The sequence below is a fragment of the Crocosphaera sp. genome (assembly GCF_030064895.1).
In the GTDB taxonomy this organism is placed as follows: domain Bacteria; phylum Cyanobacteriota; class Cyanobacteriia; order Cyanobacteriales; family Microcystaceae; genus Crocosphaera.
The window spans coordinates 32,249-48,623 of the sequence record NZ_JASJEB010000006.1 but is presented as its reverse complement, the minus strand read 5'-3'; the positions used below and the strand labels follow the sequence as shown (position 1 = coordinate 48,623).

The following is a 16,375-nucleotide window of genomic DNA, read 5'->3' as shown; positions in this document are numbered from 1 at the left end:
TTGGGATTTGGTGACAACAGTGAGGAAATTACACCCCATAATGTTACGATTTTTAACTATAATATTAAGATGATCTGTAAATTATGTTAAAAAAAACTTATGGAACCTGCAACTGTTTTAAGTGTCTCGATTGGCTCAATTTTGCTTGCGATCACGGGTTATGCTGTTTATATGGCTTTCGGTCCCCCATCTGCTCAGTTGAGTGATCCCTTTGAAGATCATGAAGATTAGATGGTCTCAAAGGGTGATAAGGCTTTTTTGTTAAACACAAGTGGTTGAGTTCATTATCAGGAAAACTCAACCTTTTTTAGTAAGCTATCAGTTTAAAACGAAGGGTTTGATCTTGAGAAGTGCTGATAAATCAAAATACTGTTAAAACTAGAGACGAGAAACATTAATATAAAATTGCCAATTAGAATTGAGCATTATGACTCATACTACCAGCGACATCAAAGACTTTCTTCATCAAATAGACCCCTTTGACCAACTTTCCGAAACAGTCATTACCCAAATAGCCAACCACTCCCAAATTTGGCGTTATCGTATGGGTCAAGTGATTTTGATGCGAGGGAAACTGTCATCTTATGTGACCATTCTCCTAGAAGGACAGGGCCGGTTATTAGGATACGATCCCCGTACTCAAATGCCTAGCACTCTACAACGGTTAACACCGGGTTCTGTGGTAGGAGATGTTAACCTGATACGTGGAGTTCCCTGTGAAACCGTAATCGCTTCTACAGAAGCAGTAGGCATCGCCCTAAAACAAGAAGACTTTTGGCACCTATTAGAAGAGTATCCCAGACTCAAAGACCAATTTCAAGATCAATGTACCTTGAGCGAACTTTATGATCTCCTGGGAACCCGTTTAGCACAAGAGGCACAAGCAGACATCGATATCAAAGCTCTGGCCGAAGACCTTCTCGAAGATGCACAAGTTCACTATTTAGCCCCAGGAACCCATAATCTTCCCCCTGAACATCAACAACAATTATGGTTAGTTAGTGGGGGCGGTAGCATCGAAAATTTTGCTGTAGGTAATCGTTTAAGCTCAGATAATGGGCAAACATCTGTAGTAGTTAAAGGACCGCAACCGGCTCGTGTGATTATTTTACCCTTGCTGGATCTCGAAAAAAGAAAAAGCCCTACCCACTCACCCTTAGGCCAAGCATCAACGGATATTTCTCTAGATAAAGTCGAAGAAGAAGAAATTCCTTATGCAGATGTGGAAGTGGTGGGAGTTGCCCCCACCCCCGAACCATCGCCGAAAGAGAAAAAACGGAAATCCTATCCTTTTATGAAGGGAAAAACCCCTTTAGGAGTGGGATCAGCCTGTTTTCAAATGCTAAGTCAGTATTTTGGTATGCCCTATCGTCGGGATGTCATTCGCCGTATTCTAGCGCAACAACTGCAACGAACAGGAACCTTATCTTTACCCTTATGTGGGGCTATTACAGAATTAATGGGACTAAATGCCCAATTAATCAAAATTCCTGCTTCTTCCTTCACCCAACTAAAAACCCCTGCTTTAATTATGTGGCAGGATAGTTTGACGATTTTGTACGATGTTAGTGAGAAAGAGGTGGTGGTAGCCGTACCAGAACTAGGGATCTTACGTCGCAACCCCCGTGAGTTTCTTGAGCAGTGGGGAGAGAGTGGAGAAGTATTATTATTACAACCCACCAAAGATACCCCTCAACAACGGTTTGGTTTGAGTTGGTTTGTTCCGGCTCTTAGAAAATACCGTCGGGTGTTAGTAGAAGTATTTATCGCTTCGTTTTTTGTACAACTATTCGGCTTAGCTAACCCTTTAATGATTCAGGTAATCATTGATAAGGTGATTGTGCAGAATAGTGCCGATACCCTACAAGTATTGGGGACATTCCTCTTAATTATCGCCGTTTTTGAAGCGGTTTTAACCACCCTGCGAACCTATTTATTTGTCGATACCACCAACCGCATCGATATGAGTTTAGGTTCAGAAATTATTGACCACCTATTGCGGCTGCCCTTACGGTATTTTGAGAGGAGGCCAGTGGGAGAAATTTCCACAAGGGTCAATGAATTAGAAAATATCCGTCAATTTTTGACAGGAACCGCACTCACAGTGGTGTTAGATGCCGTCTTTTCTGTGGTTTATATTGCGGTAATGGTGTTTTATAGTCCCCTGTTAACCTTAGTCGCATTAGGGATTGTACCCGTTTTCGTGGCCATGACCCTAATTTTCTCCCCCACCATTCGCCGGCAACTGAGAACTAAAGCAGAAAGAAATGCCCAAACCCAGTCCTACTTAGTGGAGGTGATGTCAGGGATACAAACCGTTAAGGCGCAAAATATCGAACTGCGTTCTCGTTGGCAATGGCAAGAAAAATACGCCCGTTACGTTTCAGCCGGCTTTAATACAGTAATTACTTCTACCTTAGCTAGTTCTACCAGTGGCTTTCTCAATAAACTGTCCGGGTTATTGGTGTTATGGGTTGGGGCCTATTTAGTCCTGCAACAAGAACTCAGTTTAGGACAATTAATCGCTTTCCGCATCATTGCCAGTTACGTTACTTCACCCATTTTACGACTAACCCAACTGTGGCAAAACTTCCAAGAAACGGCCCTATCCCTAGAACGGTTAGCTGATATTGTGGATACCCCTCAAGAAGCAGAACGCGATCGCAAAAATATTCCTATGCCCGCCATTCAAGGAGCGGTTAAATACGAGAATGTCTCCTTCCGCTTCAAACAACACGGGCCCCTACAATTAAAAAACATCAATATTGAATTTCCAGCTGGAACCTTTATGGCTGTAGTAGGAGGCAGTGGTGCCGGGAAAAGTACCCTAACTAAACTCATTTCACGACTGTACGAACCAGAAGCAGGACGCATTTTAATCGATGGCTATGATATCTCTAAAGTGGAACTCTATTCTTTGCGTCGTCAAGTGGGTGTGGTTCCCCAAGAAACCCTTTTATTTGAGGGATCGGTACAGGATAACATCGCCCTGACTAACCCCGATGCTACCACGGAAGAGATTATCGAAGCTGCCACGGTAGCTGCAGCCCATGAGTTTATCATGACCTTACCAAATGGGTACAATACAAATGTAGGGGAAAGAGGATCTGCTCTATCTGGGGGACAACGACAACGGATCGCTATTGCTCGCTCTGTGTTGCAAAATCCACAAGTATTGGTACTTGATGAAGCCACCAGTGCCTTGGACTATGCCACGGAACAGCAAGTATGTGTCAACCTCTTAAAAGCCTTTAGCGATCGCACCGTTTTCTTCATCACCCACCGTTTAGGAACTATCAGAAGTGCAGATGTCATTTTAATGATGGATTCGGGATCGGTTGTTGAACAGGGAACCCACGACGAATTAATGGCCCTCAAAGGTCGTTATTACTACCTCTATAAACAACAAGAAGGCAATCAATAAATTTGATTTAGTTGTAGCGTTTCTCGCAACCAGTGAGGTACACCTAACTCCTGCCTCAAAGTGAGAACTGCTATATCTTCTTTTAGCAATAACTGATAAGTAATCACTGTTTGCTCCCACACCAATTGAATTTTCTTGATAGGTATAAATTATGGTTAACAATAATGGTAGACAAGAACAAAACGACGATCTCACCCAAAAAAATTCATCAGCCTTAGCCACCACGAATCAGAATAATGATTCCTTTTCTAGCAATTCCCTTGCTCCTATTACCTCTGAACACGCCGTCATCCTCCGTCAATCTCCCAGTTGGTCTAGGGGTGTTGTTTGGACAATCATTGGGGTGACAACTGCTAGTCTTGTCTGGGCATCCATTGCCAAAATTGAACAGGTGGTAGCAGCACAAGGACAACTCAAACCCCAGGACCCGGTTCAAGAAGTCCATGTCCCTCCTGTTGGTGGTGCCATCGTTGAAAAAGTTTTAGTTGAAGATGGGGATAAAGTTAAACAAGGAGATGTGGTTATTATCTTAGACTCCGAAGCCAATACCGCCGAATTAAAATCCTTACAAAAAGTTAAGGCAAGCTTACAACAAGAAAACCGCTTCTATCGGACGTTGATGAATCAATCCCTTGACCCCTCAGACGTAGAAAGAGCGATTATCCAGTTAGATTTACCCATAGAAGTGGCCTCCCTGGCCCGTCATCGTGCGGCTTTAATCGCAGAAAATAGCCTTTACCAAGTAGAACTGGGTAATTCAACGGCAGGGGGTGTTCTAACGGCAGAACAACTGGCTCGACTCCGTGCTTCTCAGGCAGAATCAGATTCTCGGGCTTTAGCTGCCCGGTTAGAAATGGACCAGCTAGAAAAACAACTTAGACAAGCTCAAGTGGAATTAGCCGATGCGAGAACACAATTACTTGACGATCGCAAAGTCTTAGCGGAAATCGATCAAAGAAATACAAACGCGATCGTTGAAGCAGAAAGAGCTTTAGAAATTGAAGAGGATATCCTCAAAGATATTATGCCCCTAGTTGAAGAGGGAGGGGTGGCCCGTTTGCAGGTGGAACGACAACGACAAACTATTGCTGAACGACGACAACAAATTACAGAACAACGGGCTAATGGTACCATCGAACACGATCGCCAAAAACAACAGGTTCAAGATCGTCTCAAGGAAATTGATCGTTTTACCCAAGAGGAAAAACGCTTAACAATCGCTATTTCTCAAGCTAAAGCCCAACTATTGAATACTGTTAAGGTAACGGAAAAAGATTTAAGGGATAAAGTCTCTGATAATAACGAAAGAATCGCTGATATTGATAGTCAACTCAATAAAACTATCGTAGAAAACAATAAAAGAATTGCCGAGTTAACCAGTCAAATTAGTCGCACCGAGGTAAATCTCAAATATCAAGAAATAAAGGCTCCTGTGGGTGGTACGGTGTTTGATCTTAACGCCTCACCTGGTTATGTTCCTCCCCCAAACCAAATGGAACCTCTGCTGAGAATTGTTCCTGACGATAATTTAATTGCGGAGGTTAATATTACTAACCAAGATATCGGTTTTGTTCGAGTGGGGCAGAAAGTTGATGTGCGAATTGATTCTTTTCCTTTTAGTGAGTTTGGCGATATCAAAGCAGAAGTTATCTCTATTGGTTCGGATGCCTTAGAACCGGATGAAATTTATCAATTTTATCGATTTCCTGCTACAGTTGCACTGGATGATCAATACTTAAAAACTGCTGACCGTGAAATTTCTTTAAAATCAGGAATGTCCATAACTGCTAACATTCAGGTTCGGGAAAATCGTACGGTACTTAGTTTAATTACAGAACTGTTTAATAAGAAGGTGGAAACTCTTAAACAGGTTAGGTAAAATATTTCAACCTGATTTTTACGGGAGATTTGTTACCTACTTTTTTCCTAATAATCTGTTTATTTTAGGCTAATTTTGCTTATGGAATTAAGCGGGGTATTTTGCTTAGAAATAGGGTTATTAAAAGAATTACGGTTGAGTAAGTATGGGAAGATGGATAAAAATTTAGAACTCAATTTAATTCTAAATTCCTTCTCTTCCCCTTACCTCTTTATTTAACAAAATGAGGCATTATTTCAGCAGCAGTAAATAACCCATGAATACCACGACGGTGTAAAGATAAACCTGCTTTAAGATAACCAAAAGCTGGTCCACAAACATTAGCGGCCATACTGGTTTCATCCCCCAAAGTAAAGGTATGGGTGGATATTTTCCCTTCAAAGGTACGACCAGTTATTTGAACATTTGTACTTAAAGGCTTTTTCGGGTTACGGGTATCTACCACACCCCCAACTGTAACGCGATCGCGGGAACAAATACCAGCCAACTCTAACATAATATCGTCAGCGTGTTCCATATTTTCTAGGGTGAGAATACCATTGGTTTGGTCGAGGAAAGCTTCCACATCAGCGTCACTCATAGCTTTAGCTCTATCCACGTTAAACCCTGGTAAATGGGCTATATCTTCCCTAATAGTGGCACGGTAGGCTTCCCAGTTGGCAATACCTACACCGAAGGTAATTTTAACGCTGTGAATCTCGTGATAACTCTGAGCAGCAACCGCGGCCGCAGCAGTTAACAAGCCAGGAGTTGCTCCACAACCGCTCATATAGGTGATACCGGCTGCTTGTAAGTCCCCTTGTAATTGTAGCAGTTGTTCGACTGCACTGGTGCGTTTTAGAGCATCCACTAACACCCCTTTCCACCCCGAAGCGATAAACTGTCTTGCAACATCAGCCATAAAAGTGTTAGGAAGGTTAGGAAGGGCTAAAAAATAGCCATCGACTTTAGCGGTTTCTAGGAGGTCTTTGATACTATGGTTGCTAAGGGTTCCGTAGGGGTCTAAATAACCGATTGATCCTTGTTGGCTATAAGTAGCGATGGCCGTTTGAGGATCTAATCCTGTCTCACAATAAGCATAACCCTTGAGGTCTGCGGCTGCAACCCAAGTCATTTCTTGTTTTGGGGCGAGAACTTTAGTTGCTGCTTGTCCGAGTCCCCCGAAGCCTAGTATACCAACTCTCATGGTCTGATGACTACTCATTCTTGAATATCTCTTGTAACTATCTTTTTCTATTATGGAAGGTTGTGGCTGCAAAAAATATAAATTTTCATCAATTATTTTCCTTTGTTGCGAGTAGTTAATATATAAATAGAGAATAAATTATAAATTAATTATCAAGATTATGTTTCAGGTTGGGGATATTCTTTGTCAACGTTATCGACTTGTAAAAGTTTTGGGAAAAACAGCTATTGGCCATCAAACTTGGTTGGCGGATGATTTATTTTCCCCTATTGATTTATATGCTACAAGAAAAAAACAATTACCTTTGTTAAAGTGGGTTTTTGATTTTCATCAGGTTTTTATAGCTAAAGTTTATGAGAAAGTTACGGTTAAATTATTAGCATTTAATCCACAATTATCTTGGGAACAGTTTAAACTATTTGAACGAGAAGCTAAAGTTTTACAAGGATTAGAGCATCCTTTCATTCCCTGTTATCGTAACTATTTTGAACTGTCTGAAGAACAGGGAAATGGGGTTCCTTGGTTTGGGTTAGTGGAAGATTATATTCCAGGAAAATCTTTACAGGAATTATTAGAAAATGGGGAAAGATTTTCTGAGAAAGAAATTCGTAAAATTGCTCTAAAGGTTCTCAAAATTTTGACTTATTTACACGAATTAAATCCTCCTGTTTTACATCGAGATATTAAACCTAGTAATTTGATTTTAGGGGAAGATAATAACATCTATTTAATTGATTTTGGTGCAGTTCAAGATCAAAATTCTGTGACCAATATTAGTTTTACTGTGGTGGGAACCAGTGGTTATACTCCCTTGGAACAATTTTGGGGAAAGGCAGTTTTTTCCTCTGATTTGTACGCATTAGGAGCAACTTTAATTCATCTTTTAACGGGTATTTCTCCTACAGAATTACACGACCAAGATTATCAAATTGAGTTTCAAGATCAAGGGAAAATTAATCCTTTTTTGAAAGATTGGTTAACTACTTTAGTTGAGATTAAGATATCTCAACGTTATCAAACTGCCAGGGAAGCATTAACCTCATTAAAAACAGGAAAACTCAAGAACAGCAATAGAAATAATAATTTACTTAAAGCAGAAAAGAAAGAGGAATTAATAACTAAACTAGGATTAACTAAAACAGATGAATCTCTGCAATTTCTAGTTCCTTCATCTAAATTAAAACTGTTTCAAAAATTATTAAAATTAGAAACCAATTTTATGAATAACCAGTTAGAGTTAAGCCGATTTATTCCTTTAATGACTGTTTCTGGTCTATTTTTGATTCCATTTTCGTTAACTTTTACAGGAATTGTGCTCCAAAATTCTTCGTTTATAGTAGCTTCTTTGGAAATAATGGGAGGAATGAGTTTTTTAATTGTTTTTGTCTTCTTATTTTTGTATGTAATTAGCAAAGTAAGTTCCAATACTTGTTTTTCGTTAGATAAAGAAACATTAAAAATGCAAGAAAAAATCTTAGGATTCGAGTATGATAAAGAAGAAGAATCAAAAAACAACATTATCGGAATTTATATTCATGAATTACGTCATAAATATAACGTGACAATTAATACTAGAAAAATGATTTATCAATTAGGAAATCAATTAACAGAAGAAGAAGCTATCTGGTTAGCTAAAGAAATTGAAGATTGGTTAAATTAAAATTAGGAAAATTATGTTTAAATCTGGTGATATTCTGGTTGAAAAATACCAACTCAAACAAAGATTAGGTCATACAGCAACAGGCCATCAAACTTGGTTAGCTATAGATAAGCTATCCCAGGAAAATATTACCCTAAAACTATTAGCATTTAGTCCTCAAATGCAATGGGAAGAATTAAAATTATTTGAACGAGAAGCCAAAATTTTACAGTCTCTTCAGCATCAGAGAATACCTAAATATCGAGACTATTTTGATATAGATAAAGACTTGGGTGGTGGGGTTGCTTGGTTTGGTTTAGTACAAGATTATATCCCCGGAACATCGTTACAAGAATTGTTAGAAAGAGGCAAAAATTTTACTGAAAAAGAAACCTATAATATTGCCCTAGAAATTTTAGAAATTTTGGTATATTTACATCAACTAAACCCTTTAGTTATTCATCGAGATATTAAACCTAGTAACTTAATTTTAGGAAAAGATAATCATATTTATTTAATTGATTTTGGTGCGGTACAAGCACAAGGTGCTATGACTGGTGTAACATTTACAGTAGTAGGAAGTAGTGGTTACGCCCCGTTAGAACAATTTTGGGGTAGGGCAGTACCAGCTTCCGATATTTACGCATTAGGGGCAACTTTGATTCATTTATTAACAGGAATATCCCCAGTTGACTTACCTCATAAAGACTCTCAAATTCAATTTTATGATAAAGTTAATGTTGCCAATTATTTTATTTATTGGTTAAAAAAAGCAACTAATATTTCCATAGAAAAACGTTTTCAAACAGCACAAGAAGCATTAATATCTTTACAAAATAAAAAAGCTACAGATTCAAGTATTAATTTAGATGATTCTCGCAATAAATTTTATCAACCTAAATATAGTCGTTTTGTTGTTGATAAAACAGAGAATAAACTATCTTTTCATTTACCCCCATCTGCAATGTATAAAATGGGAAGTACCAGTTTATTTATCACAATTTTTATTCTTGCTATAATTATCTTGGCATTTTTCCCATTTTCTCTATTGGTTTTATTATTTGTTCATCAATATTGTAAGGACATGAAAGTTCTTTTATTAGAGAATTCATTTAAAATTAAAAGAAGTATATTGGGGTTAACTTATCAGTCTATTAATGGTTCAATTGATGATATTCTCGGTGTTTTCTTATATGAAGGATATAAAAATCATTCAGTGAAAATTAGAACGAGAAAAAGAAGTTATATTATAGGAGAAAATCTTAAAGAAGAAGAATGTGCTTGGTTAGCAAAAGAAATTCAAGATTGGTTATATTATCATGGTAATTGAATAACTTATTTATTATAGTTAAACCTCATTACTATCATAATATATCTAGGTGTTGATAGTCTATAGATAATATTCCTGAACCTTCACAAAATGTAGAGACGGAGCATCTCAATTTTGCAGAGTAGCTCTTTCAAGAGGTGCTGAAATCCTTGGTTTATGATTACTTTGGGTTCAGCTTTTACAAAAATAGGATGCTCCCTGTAGAGACGTTGCGAAAAACGTCTCTACAAGAGAAAACTTGATTAAACAGTTGCCATAACTGCTGCTTCTTTAGCTTGCATCACCTTCATTAAATCTAACATACGGTTAGAATAACCCCATTCATTGTCATACCAAGAAATAACTTTAAAGAAGTTAGAATTTAATTCCATACCTGCTTTAGCATCAAAAATACTAGAGTTAGGATCTCCATTAAAGTCCATAGAAACCACGTCTTCATCTGTGTAAGCTAACACCCCTTTTAACTCACCGTTTGCTGCTGCTTTCATCGCTGCACAAATAGCTTCGTAACTGGTAGCTTTTTCGGTTTTAAAAGTAAGATCAACTACAGAAACATCAGGAGTGGGAACCCGTAAGGCCATCCCAGTTAACTTACCCTTTAATTCAGGGATCACTAGAGTAACCGCTTTAGCCGCTCCTGTGGACGCAGGGATGATGTTTTGGGCTGCACCCCGTCCACCCCGTAAATCTTTCTTGCTAGGCCCATCTACGGTGGGCTGAGTGGCTGTCATGGCGTGTATTGTAGTCATTAACCCTTCTGCTAAGCCAAAGTTATCGTTGATGACTTTCGCAATGGGGGCTAAACAGTTGGTAGTACAACTAGCATTGGAAACAATATAATCTTTGGTGGGATCATATTGATCATCGTTAACCCCAACCACAAAAGTGTTAACTTTTTCGGGATCTTTGGTAGGGGCAGAAATAACCACCCGTTTTGCACCTGCTTTGAGGTGTTTACTAGCGGTTTCGTGGGTGGTGAATAAACCAGTTGACTCTACTACATAATCTACGTCAAGTTGTCCCCAAGGTAATTCTTCGGGGTTGCGAATAGCAAAACAAGGAATAAGTTTACCATTGACCACAATACCCTCATCGGTTGCTTCCACTGTGCCATCAAAACGTCCGTGAGTGGAATCATATTTGAGTAAATAGGCGATATTCTTAGCAGGAACAAGATCATTAATGCCTACAAATTCAAAATCAGGGTTATTGATACCTGCACGAAAGACTAATCTACCGATACGGCCAAACCCATTAATGCCAACTCTGATTTTTGCCATGAGAGAAACTCCTTAAAAATGAACAATTTTTCAACTTGAAGGGAAAAAAATAATGCTGTTTGTTTATCCCATTGAAGGAAGATTAATTACTCATATCGTAAGATTATTTTGCAAAATTCTTGGAATATGAACAAAGTTTTTAGATTGTTGATAATGTTTATTTTAAGGTTACTTTAAATGTAAAGATTGTATAATAATATACGGGGGAAAAATATTAAATTAAAATTAACTGTTATCATTTTTGATTCTGCAACAGCAAAAATACTCAGCACAAGCATTTCTGGCTATTTTTCTAGCAAGTAAGGCTTGTACTAAGCTTTTCGAAATATGTTATTCATTTCCAGATCATTGATTAATTACTCTTATTTGATCGAAGAAATAATAATTAATTATCCACTGTATGACCAGCTTCTGTGATAATTTCTTTAATAATTTCTACAGAAGCATCACTATCCACAGTTACCATTTTCCCCTCAACATCAACAGAAACCTTTGCTTCTGGTTTTTGTCCTGTAATGGCTTTAGTAATAGTATCAGCGCAACCACCACAGGCAATACTAGGAACTTTTAAAGTAATAGTCATAATCAATTAATTGAATATAATTTGACTATTTAATTATAGTTTTTAAACTGCTTAAACTACGATTTTTTAACAAAAAATTTGTTTTAACTGACAGTTATTGACTCGCTTTTTTTAAAGCATCAATCTCTGCTAAAGCAGCCTCAGCAGCTATATTTTCCCCCATTTCTTGCCAAATATCAGCAGCTTTTTGGAAATCTGCGATCGCTTTTTCTGCTTCCCCGAGATCAATCAACGCTAACCCTCGATTATAATAAGCTTCCCCATACAAAGGATCAATGGTCACCGCTTCAGTAAAGTCAATTTTTGCCAATTCTGGGCTTCCTGAGTTAAGATGAGCTAATCCTAAGTTATTTTGCGCAAAAGCATCCTGAGGATTGATTTTTAAAGCCTTTTCATAATCTGCGATCGCCTTTTTATCTTCTCCCAATTGTAGATAAACATTGCCCCGGTTAACATAAGCTTCAACCATCTGGGGATCTAATTTCAACGCTTCCGTAAAATCAGCTAACGCTTGCTGAAACTGGCCTAAACTACTGTGAGCAAAACCCCGATTAAAATAAGCGTGAATATCTTGGGGATTTTCGGCAATAACTTGATTAAAATCCCTTAAAGCTCCTTTATAATTTCCCTGACGGCTTTTTTCAATCCCTTGCTGCACCATTTCCCCATTATCCACCGTCAATACAGAGGTTTCAATGGGAACCGAAGAAGATGCACCACAACCAATTGTTAAACTGATAAGCAACAATGAACATAAGTAAAATAAAGAATTCTTGTTTTTGAAAGTGTTAGTCACAGGAAATAGCGAAAATATGGCAACGCTGCGCATAAAATTAAACATTGAACTAAATTATGTTTATTAAAAAGGTATTTGATTGACACTTATCCCAACTTCATTGCTAAGCATAAAAACTACTTTTTGTCAACTCGACAGATTGAAAATAACTAGGTATATTAGCTTAGACATATATCCTGTGGTGAGGAATAGTAGACCGTGAAAAAATTATCATTATCTATCTTGATGATAGCCTTAGCCTCCGTACCTGCACAGGCACAAACAGCCACTTATTATGCTTCTCATTATCAAGGGCAGAAAACAGCATCAGGGGTACGCTTCAATAATAATGCTATGATGGCGGCCCATCGCAGTTTGCCCTTTGGCACAAAAGTTAAAGTGACCAATCGCAGAACTGGAAAAAGTGTTATAGTTCGTATTGTAGATCGCTGTCGTTGTAGTCTCGATTTATCTCAAAGTGCCTTTAGAGCTATTGGTTCCCTAAAATCAGGGAGAATTCCTGTTAAAATCAAAGTATTAAATTAAGAAAAATTTAACAATGCCCCCTGGTTAACTACGTGGTTTAAATAAAACAGCTAGTGACTCACAGCAGTCACTAGCTAAACTTAAGTTATATTCAGATAATCAAAAATCTAGTTATTGTTGCCAACAAATGCAGAGGTTAAGCTATCAGGAGTCAAGAAGTGGTCTAAGTGATAAGCACGTTCTTCGGTTTCCAGTATAATCTGTTCGAGTAGATAACGAGTTCCTCTGTCTCCTAAGCTTTCGGCTTGAGCAGCTTGTCTGCGTAAAACTTGAATAATGGCTTGTTCTGCTGCCAAGTCATGCTCAACCATAGAACGACAGTCGTACATACCATCTGCTTCAGGTTCAAATACGCAGAGTTCAGCTAGTTTACTGAAACTGGCCACAGGAATACCACCGAGTCCATTTAAACGTTCTGCTAAATCATGAACATGACCGCGAACCTTTTCGTAGCTTTCGTTAAAATATTCGTGTAAAGAGAGGAATTCTGAACCTTCAACCACAAAATGGTGTTTTTCGTACTGTAAGAACAACCCTTGGAAACTAGCAATGAGAATGTTTAACCCTTCGCAAACAGGAACAGTAACACTCTTATCTAATAAAACTGGGTTTTCTTTTACATCCCCAAAAGATTGGAGTAAGCCTTGAACAGTTGCCATGTCTGTAATTCCCTTTTTGTAACGACACTTCTATCATTAAAATAACTCATTTTATCAACAGTTTATCAAAACTATAGAAAACCATCTAGAAAATTTTAACTTTGGTCAACCCCAACTAGGTAAAGTCTTCCCTCCCTTTTGGTCTGGGTTAAGCTGAAAATTTTTTTTGAAAATAGTTGACAAATACTTGCATTTATTTGGTACAGTAGGTAAAGAAACAATGACAATTATCTTCATTTGCTTGAGTCTATGAATGCAACTAACCTCCCTGTTGAACCCAGGCAAGTTGTCGAAGTTGACTGGTGCGATCGCTGGCTCGTCTATCATCGCCTTCAAGAACTAGATATTCCTTGCTGCTGTGAGACTCAAAAACCCTTACAGGCCGAGGCATCTAGCCCCACAGCCATGATTCAACTGTGGAGTGTCACCAAACAATATTCAGCCTCTCGTCAGGAGTTGATTGACTGGCTTAAAAGTTGTTGGAATCTTAACAAGCGTTAAATTATCAGTTAAAAAAATTTTAAATAAAAAATAATGTCAAAAACTACCACAACGTCACAATTCCGTCTCGTCGGTCAACTAGAAAGCTTTGTCATTAAGAAAGGTGACAAAGTCAAATATCTACGCATGAAAGTAGAAGAAAAGGAATATTGGCTGAAAATTCCCAAAAAATTACGTCCAGAAATCGATCTAACTATGATGACTGGAACCTGGTTAGAAATCACAGGAAATCGGGAATTTAAGAAGAAAAAGGGCTTTTTTGAACTAGAGGCCAGTCAAATCAAATTGTTACCAAACCCTGACATTCCTTGTGCAGTGGTAGTCTCAGAACCGGAGTCAAGTTCTGTGGGAAAAATTCTGGTTTGTCAAAAATCCAGTTGTTGGAAACGAGGGGGAGAGAGTCTTTGTCAACGCTTAGAACAAGAGTTAGAAGAACAGGGACTAAGCGATCGCATTAAGATTAAGTTAACAGGATGTTTAAAACAGTGTAAAAAAGGGCCAAACGTGGTGATTATGCCCCATAAAGCTCGTTATTCCCAAGTTAAACCCCGTGAAGTTGAGGAGTTATTAACCAAGCATTTCAACCCCTAAATAGCAAGACTGCTGCATAAACTGCAATCCCTTCTTGTCGTCCCACAGGTCCTAATTTTTCATTAGTAGTTGCTTTGATCCCCACTTGATCACGATTAATTTGTAGGGTACTAGCAATTTTTTCCTGCATGGCCGGTAGGTGGGGTTTCATTTTGGGTTGTTCAGCAACAATCACAGAATCAATATTACCAACGTGCCAACCTCGGGCTTTTATTAGCTGGTCTACTTGTTGTAATAATGATAAACTGTTGGCCCCCGACCATTTGGCATCGGAGGGGGGAAAATAGTGACCAATATCCCCTAAACTTAATGCTCCTAACATAGCATCCATAATGGCATGGGTAAGCGCATCAGCGTCGCTATGTCCTAATAATCCTAAAGAATGGGGAATGTTGACACCTCCTAAAATTAAGTCTCTATCAGGGACTAAACGATGGATATCATAACCGTTACCGATGCGAATATTCATGGTTAAAGTTTTTGTTGATCAGACTAATATTTAATTATATAAGAATTCAGTATGCGCTCAAAAAATACCTCGATTTTGTAGCGATCGCATCTTTAAGGAAAGAACTTATAAATATCTTTTCTGTGTAGAAATCTAGTAAAAATGAGTGTATCTTTTTCAACTTCAATTCCTAGCCTATAGTTACCTATTCGGATACGATAAAAAGTATTATAGCCTTTTAATTTTTGCAGGTTTTTGATATCGAGCAACTTATCTGAGTTTTTGCACTCAATTATTACTGACTTTAGTTTCTGTAATAATTTTGCATCTTTTATCAACTTTAAATCCTTTTCAAAACTAGATTCAAATTTTACTTTCATTTTTGTTCGTCATCAAGTAGAGCAAATATTCTTTCTTCGGGAACATAATCATTTTTTCTCCCTTCGATGATGGCATTAGCTAAACCAACTTCTTCTAATGCTTCTATAATAATTTCATGAAATATATCTCGTCTTGTTTTGATTAATTCAATCATAACTTCGGTTAAAAGTTCCTTAGTCTTTTCATCACTGATACTAAGTTCCATCTATTCCTCCACTATCAATAGTTAAAATTTTTCATCTGGAATAATCTCTCATTGTTATTATATAGCATTTTCTGCTAAACTTAACTACTAAAGATGATTCTTGACCAAAAACTTTGTTTAATGTTTTTATTTCAATAGAATGTCACTACAAACTTCTTGGGGTCAACAAACTGAGAAAATTTTAGAGCATATTTGGGAACCTTTAGACTTAATTGGTCAAAAATTGTTAGGATCTTTATGGAGGACTTTTTATTGTGGGTTGTTTTAGCTGGTCGTATTTTAGGTCGTTTTATCATAGAGTTTAGAAGTCTTTGGTCGAATAATAATAGAGGAAATGACAATGACTCCCCTGAATCATAATCATATTAGTCTTTATCAACAAGCAAAATCTAGTTTGAGTTCTCTGGTTAAACAAACCTCTCAAGTTTTGGTTGGATTTATCATTATGTTATTATTAACGGGAGGTAATCCACAAGGATTTATTGTTGCTTTAACTGTTGGTTTAGGTATCAGTTTTGTTGATTGGAGTGAAATTAAAAGATTTGATGATCAAGAGAAAGAAGATAATATAGTTAGTAATAATCAAACCCAATTAAATAAGAGTTTTGTTCAGAGAAAATCGATTTTCCTTATAGACTTTAATGAAAAAGGTAGAGATAATTTAGTGAGTCATGGGGTTGGTCATGGAGCTGCTCATGAAGCTTCTCACAATGCTGTCGACTATCATCTTTATATATATTATATTATAAGATAATAAATTATTATACAACTGAAGAAAAAGACAATAATTTAGGGTTAACCTCTAAACAGTGGGAAACATTTTGGAACGAGTTAACCCCTAAACAAAAGATAATTATTACTTATTGACAGGAAAACAAGTCTTTAGAAGACATTACAAAATCCATGAAAATAGAACAAACTAAGATAGTAGATGAATGTCGCAAAGTT

Annotated in this window: 17 protein-coding genes; 9 read left to right on the top strand and 8 right to left on the bottom strand. The window is 37.6% G+C overall.

Going from position 1 to position 16,375, the window contains the following annotated elements; all coding sequences use genetic code 11:
• The first annotated feature begins 99 nt into the window (after nucleotides 1-99).
• The 3 genes from psbN (at nucleotide 100) to QNJ66_RS02605 (ending at nucleotide 5,303) form a co-directional block, all read left to right on the top strand.
• Nucleotides 100-231 (top strand): photosystem II reaction center protein PsbN, encoded by a 132-nt coding sequence (gene psbN, locus QNJ66_RS02615; RefSeq protein WP_300502759.1) that lies wholly within the window; start codon nucleotides 100-102, stop codon nucleotides 229-231.
• Between the two features lie 196 nt (nucleotides 232-427).
• Complete coding sequence (locus QNJ66_RS02610; RefSeq protein ID WP_300502757.1) at nucleotides 428-3,424, top strand: peptidase domain-containing ABC transporter; 2,997 nt, start codon at nucleotides 428-430, stop codon at nucleotides 3,422-3,424.
• Nucleotides 3,425-3,575: 151 nt separating this feature from the next.
• Nucleotides 3,576-5,303, top strand: coding sequence for an HlyD family efflux transporter periplasmic adaptor subunit (locus QNJ66_RS02605; protein ID WP_300502755.1), 1,728 nt, complete (start codon nucleotides 3,576-3,578; stop codon nucleotides 5,301-5,303).
• Between the two features lie 211 nt (nucleotides 5,304-5,514).
• On the opposite strand, the gene QNJ66_RS02600 is transcribed toward QNJ66_RS02605, so the two are convergent.
• On the bottom strand, nucleotides 5,515-6,507 hold the full coding sequence (locus QNJ66_RS02600) for a saccharopine dehydrogenase-like oxidoreductase (protein WP_300502753.1): 993 nt from the start codon (nucleotides 6,505-6,507) through the stop codon (nucleotides 5,515-5,517).
• Nucleotides 6,508-6,649: 142 nt separating this feature from the next.
• Here QNJ66_RS02600 and QNJ66_RS02595 point away from each other — a divergent pair, with 142 nt between their 5' ends.
• On the top strand, nucleotides 6,650-8,149 hold the full coding sequence (locus QNJ66_RS02595) for a serine/threonine-protein kinase (RefSeq protein WP_300502751.1): 1,500 nt from the start codon (nucleotides 6,650-6,652) through the stop codon (nucleotides 8,147-8,149).
• Nucleotides 8,150-8,162: 13 nt separating this feature from the next.
• Nucleotides 8,163-9,458 (top strand): serine/threonine-protein kinase, encoded by a 1,296-nt coding sequence (locus QNJ66_RS02590; RefSeq protein ID WP_300502749.1) that lies wholly within the window; start codon nucleotides 8,163-8,165, stop codon nucleotides 9,456-9,458.
• 242 nt (nucleotides 9,459-9,700) lie between these two features.
• Here the strand turns inward: QNJ66_RS02590 and gap are convergent, their stop codons facing one another.
• The 3 genes from gap to QNJ66_RS02575 form a co-directional block, all read right to left on the bottom strand.
• Entirely contained in the window at nucleotides 9,701-10,738 is a 1,038-nt protein-coding gene (gene gap, locus QNJ66_RS02585) for a type I glyceraldehyde-3-phosphate dehydrogenase (protein ID WP_300502747.1), read from the bottom strand.
• A 385-nt stretch (nucleotides 10,739-11,123) separates the two neighbouring features.
• Entirely contained in the window at nucleotides 11,124-11,321 is a 198-nt protein-coding gene (locus QNJ66_RS02580) for a heavy-metal-associated domain-containing protein (RefSeq protein ID WP_300502746.1), read from the bottom strand.
• Nucleotides 11,322-11,415: 94 nt separating this feature from the next.
• Nucleotides 11,416-12,069: a tetratricopeptide repeat protein gene (locus QNJ66_RS02575; protein ID WP_300502744.1), complete on the bottom strand. Its 654-nt coding sequence runs from the start codon at nucleotides 12,067-12,069 to the stop codon at nucleotides 11,416-11,418.
• Nucleotides 12,070-12,315: 246 nt separating this feature from the next.
• Here QNJ66_RS02575 and QNJ66_RS02570 point away from each other — a divergent pair, with 246 nt between their 5' ends.
• Complete coding sequence (locus tag QNJ66_RS02570) at nucleotides 12,316-12,642, top strand: septal ring lytic transglycosylase RlpA family protein (RefSeq protein ID WP_300502742.1); 327 nt, start codon at nucleotides 12,316-12,318, stop codon at nucleotides 12,640-12,642.
• 107 nt (nucleotides 12,643-12,749) lie between these two features.
• Here QNJ66_RS02570 and QNJ66_RS02565 read toward each other — a convergent pair whose 3' ends face one another.
• A complete protein-coding gene (locus tag QNJ66_RS02565) occupies nucleotides 12,750-13,301 on the bottom strand; it encodes a Dps family protein (protein ID WP_300502740.1) in 552 nt (183 codons plus the stop codon).
• 249 nt (nucleotides 13,302-13,550) lie between these two features.
• Between QNJ66_RS02565 and QNJ66_RS02560 the strand changes: the two genes are divergently transcribed.
• Together QNJ66_RS02560 and QNJ66_RS02555 are read left to right on the top strand one after the other, a co-directional pair.
• Nucleotides 13,551-13,802, top strand: coding sequence for an Asr1405/Asl0597 family protein (locus tag QNJ66_RS02560; RefSeq protein WP_300502739.1), 252 nt, complete (start codon nucleotides 13,551-13,553; stop codon nucleotides 13,800-13,802).
• Nucleotides 13,803-13,835: 33 nt separating this feature from the next.
• Nucleotides 13,836-14,393 (top strand): (2Fe-2S) ferredoxin domain-containing protein, encoded by a 558-nt coding sequence (locus QNJ66_RS02555; protein WP_300502738.1) that lies wholly within the window; start codon nucleotides 13,836-13,838, stop codon nucleotides 14,391-14,393.
• On the opposite strand, the gene ispF is transcribed toward QNJ66_RS02555, so the two are convergent.
• From ispF to QNJ66_RS02540, 3 genes are all read right to left on the bottom strand, one after another.
• Nucleotides 14,383-14,862, bottom strand: a complete 480-nt coding sequence (ispF, locus tag QNJ66_RS02550; RefSeq protein WP_300502737.1) for a 2-C-methyl-D-erythritol 2,4-cyclodiphosphate synthase — start codon at nucleotides 14,860-14,862, stop codon at nucleotides 14,383-14,385. The genes QNJ66_RS02555 and ispF overlap by 11 nt on opposite strands.
• 92 nt (nucleotides 14,863-14,954) lie before the next feature.
• Nucleotides 14,955-15,221: a type II toxin-antitoxin system mRNA interferase toxin, RelE/StbE family gene (locus QNJ66_RS02545; protein WP_300502736.1), complete on the bottom strand. Its 267-nt coding sequence runs from the start codon at nucleotides 15,219-15,221 to the stop codon at nucleotides 14,955-14,957.
• Nucleotides 15,218-15,427, bottom strand: coding sequence for a hypothetical protein (locus QNJ66_RS02540; RefSeq protein ID WP_300502735.1), 210 nt, complete (start codon nucleotides 15,425-15,427; stop codon nucleotides 15,218-15,220). The genes QNJ66_RS02545 and QNJ66_RS02540 overlap by 4 nt, the downstream gene beginning before the upstream one ends.
• 340 nt (nucleotides 15,428-15,767) lie before the next feature.
• Here QNJ66_RS02540 and QNJ66_RS02535 point away from each other — a divergent pair, with 340 nt between their 5' ends.
• Nucleotides 15,768-16,181 (top strand): hypothetical protein, encoded by a 414-nt coding sequence (locus QNJ66_RS02535; RefSeq protein WP_300502734.1) that lies wholly within the window; start codon nucleotides 15,768-15,770, stop codon nucleotides 16,179-16,181.
• Nucleotides 16,182-16,375: the final 194 nt, after the last annotated feature.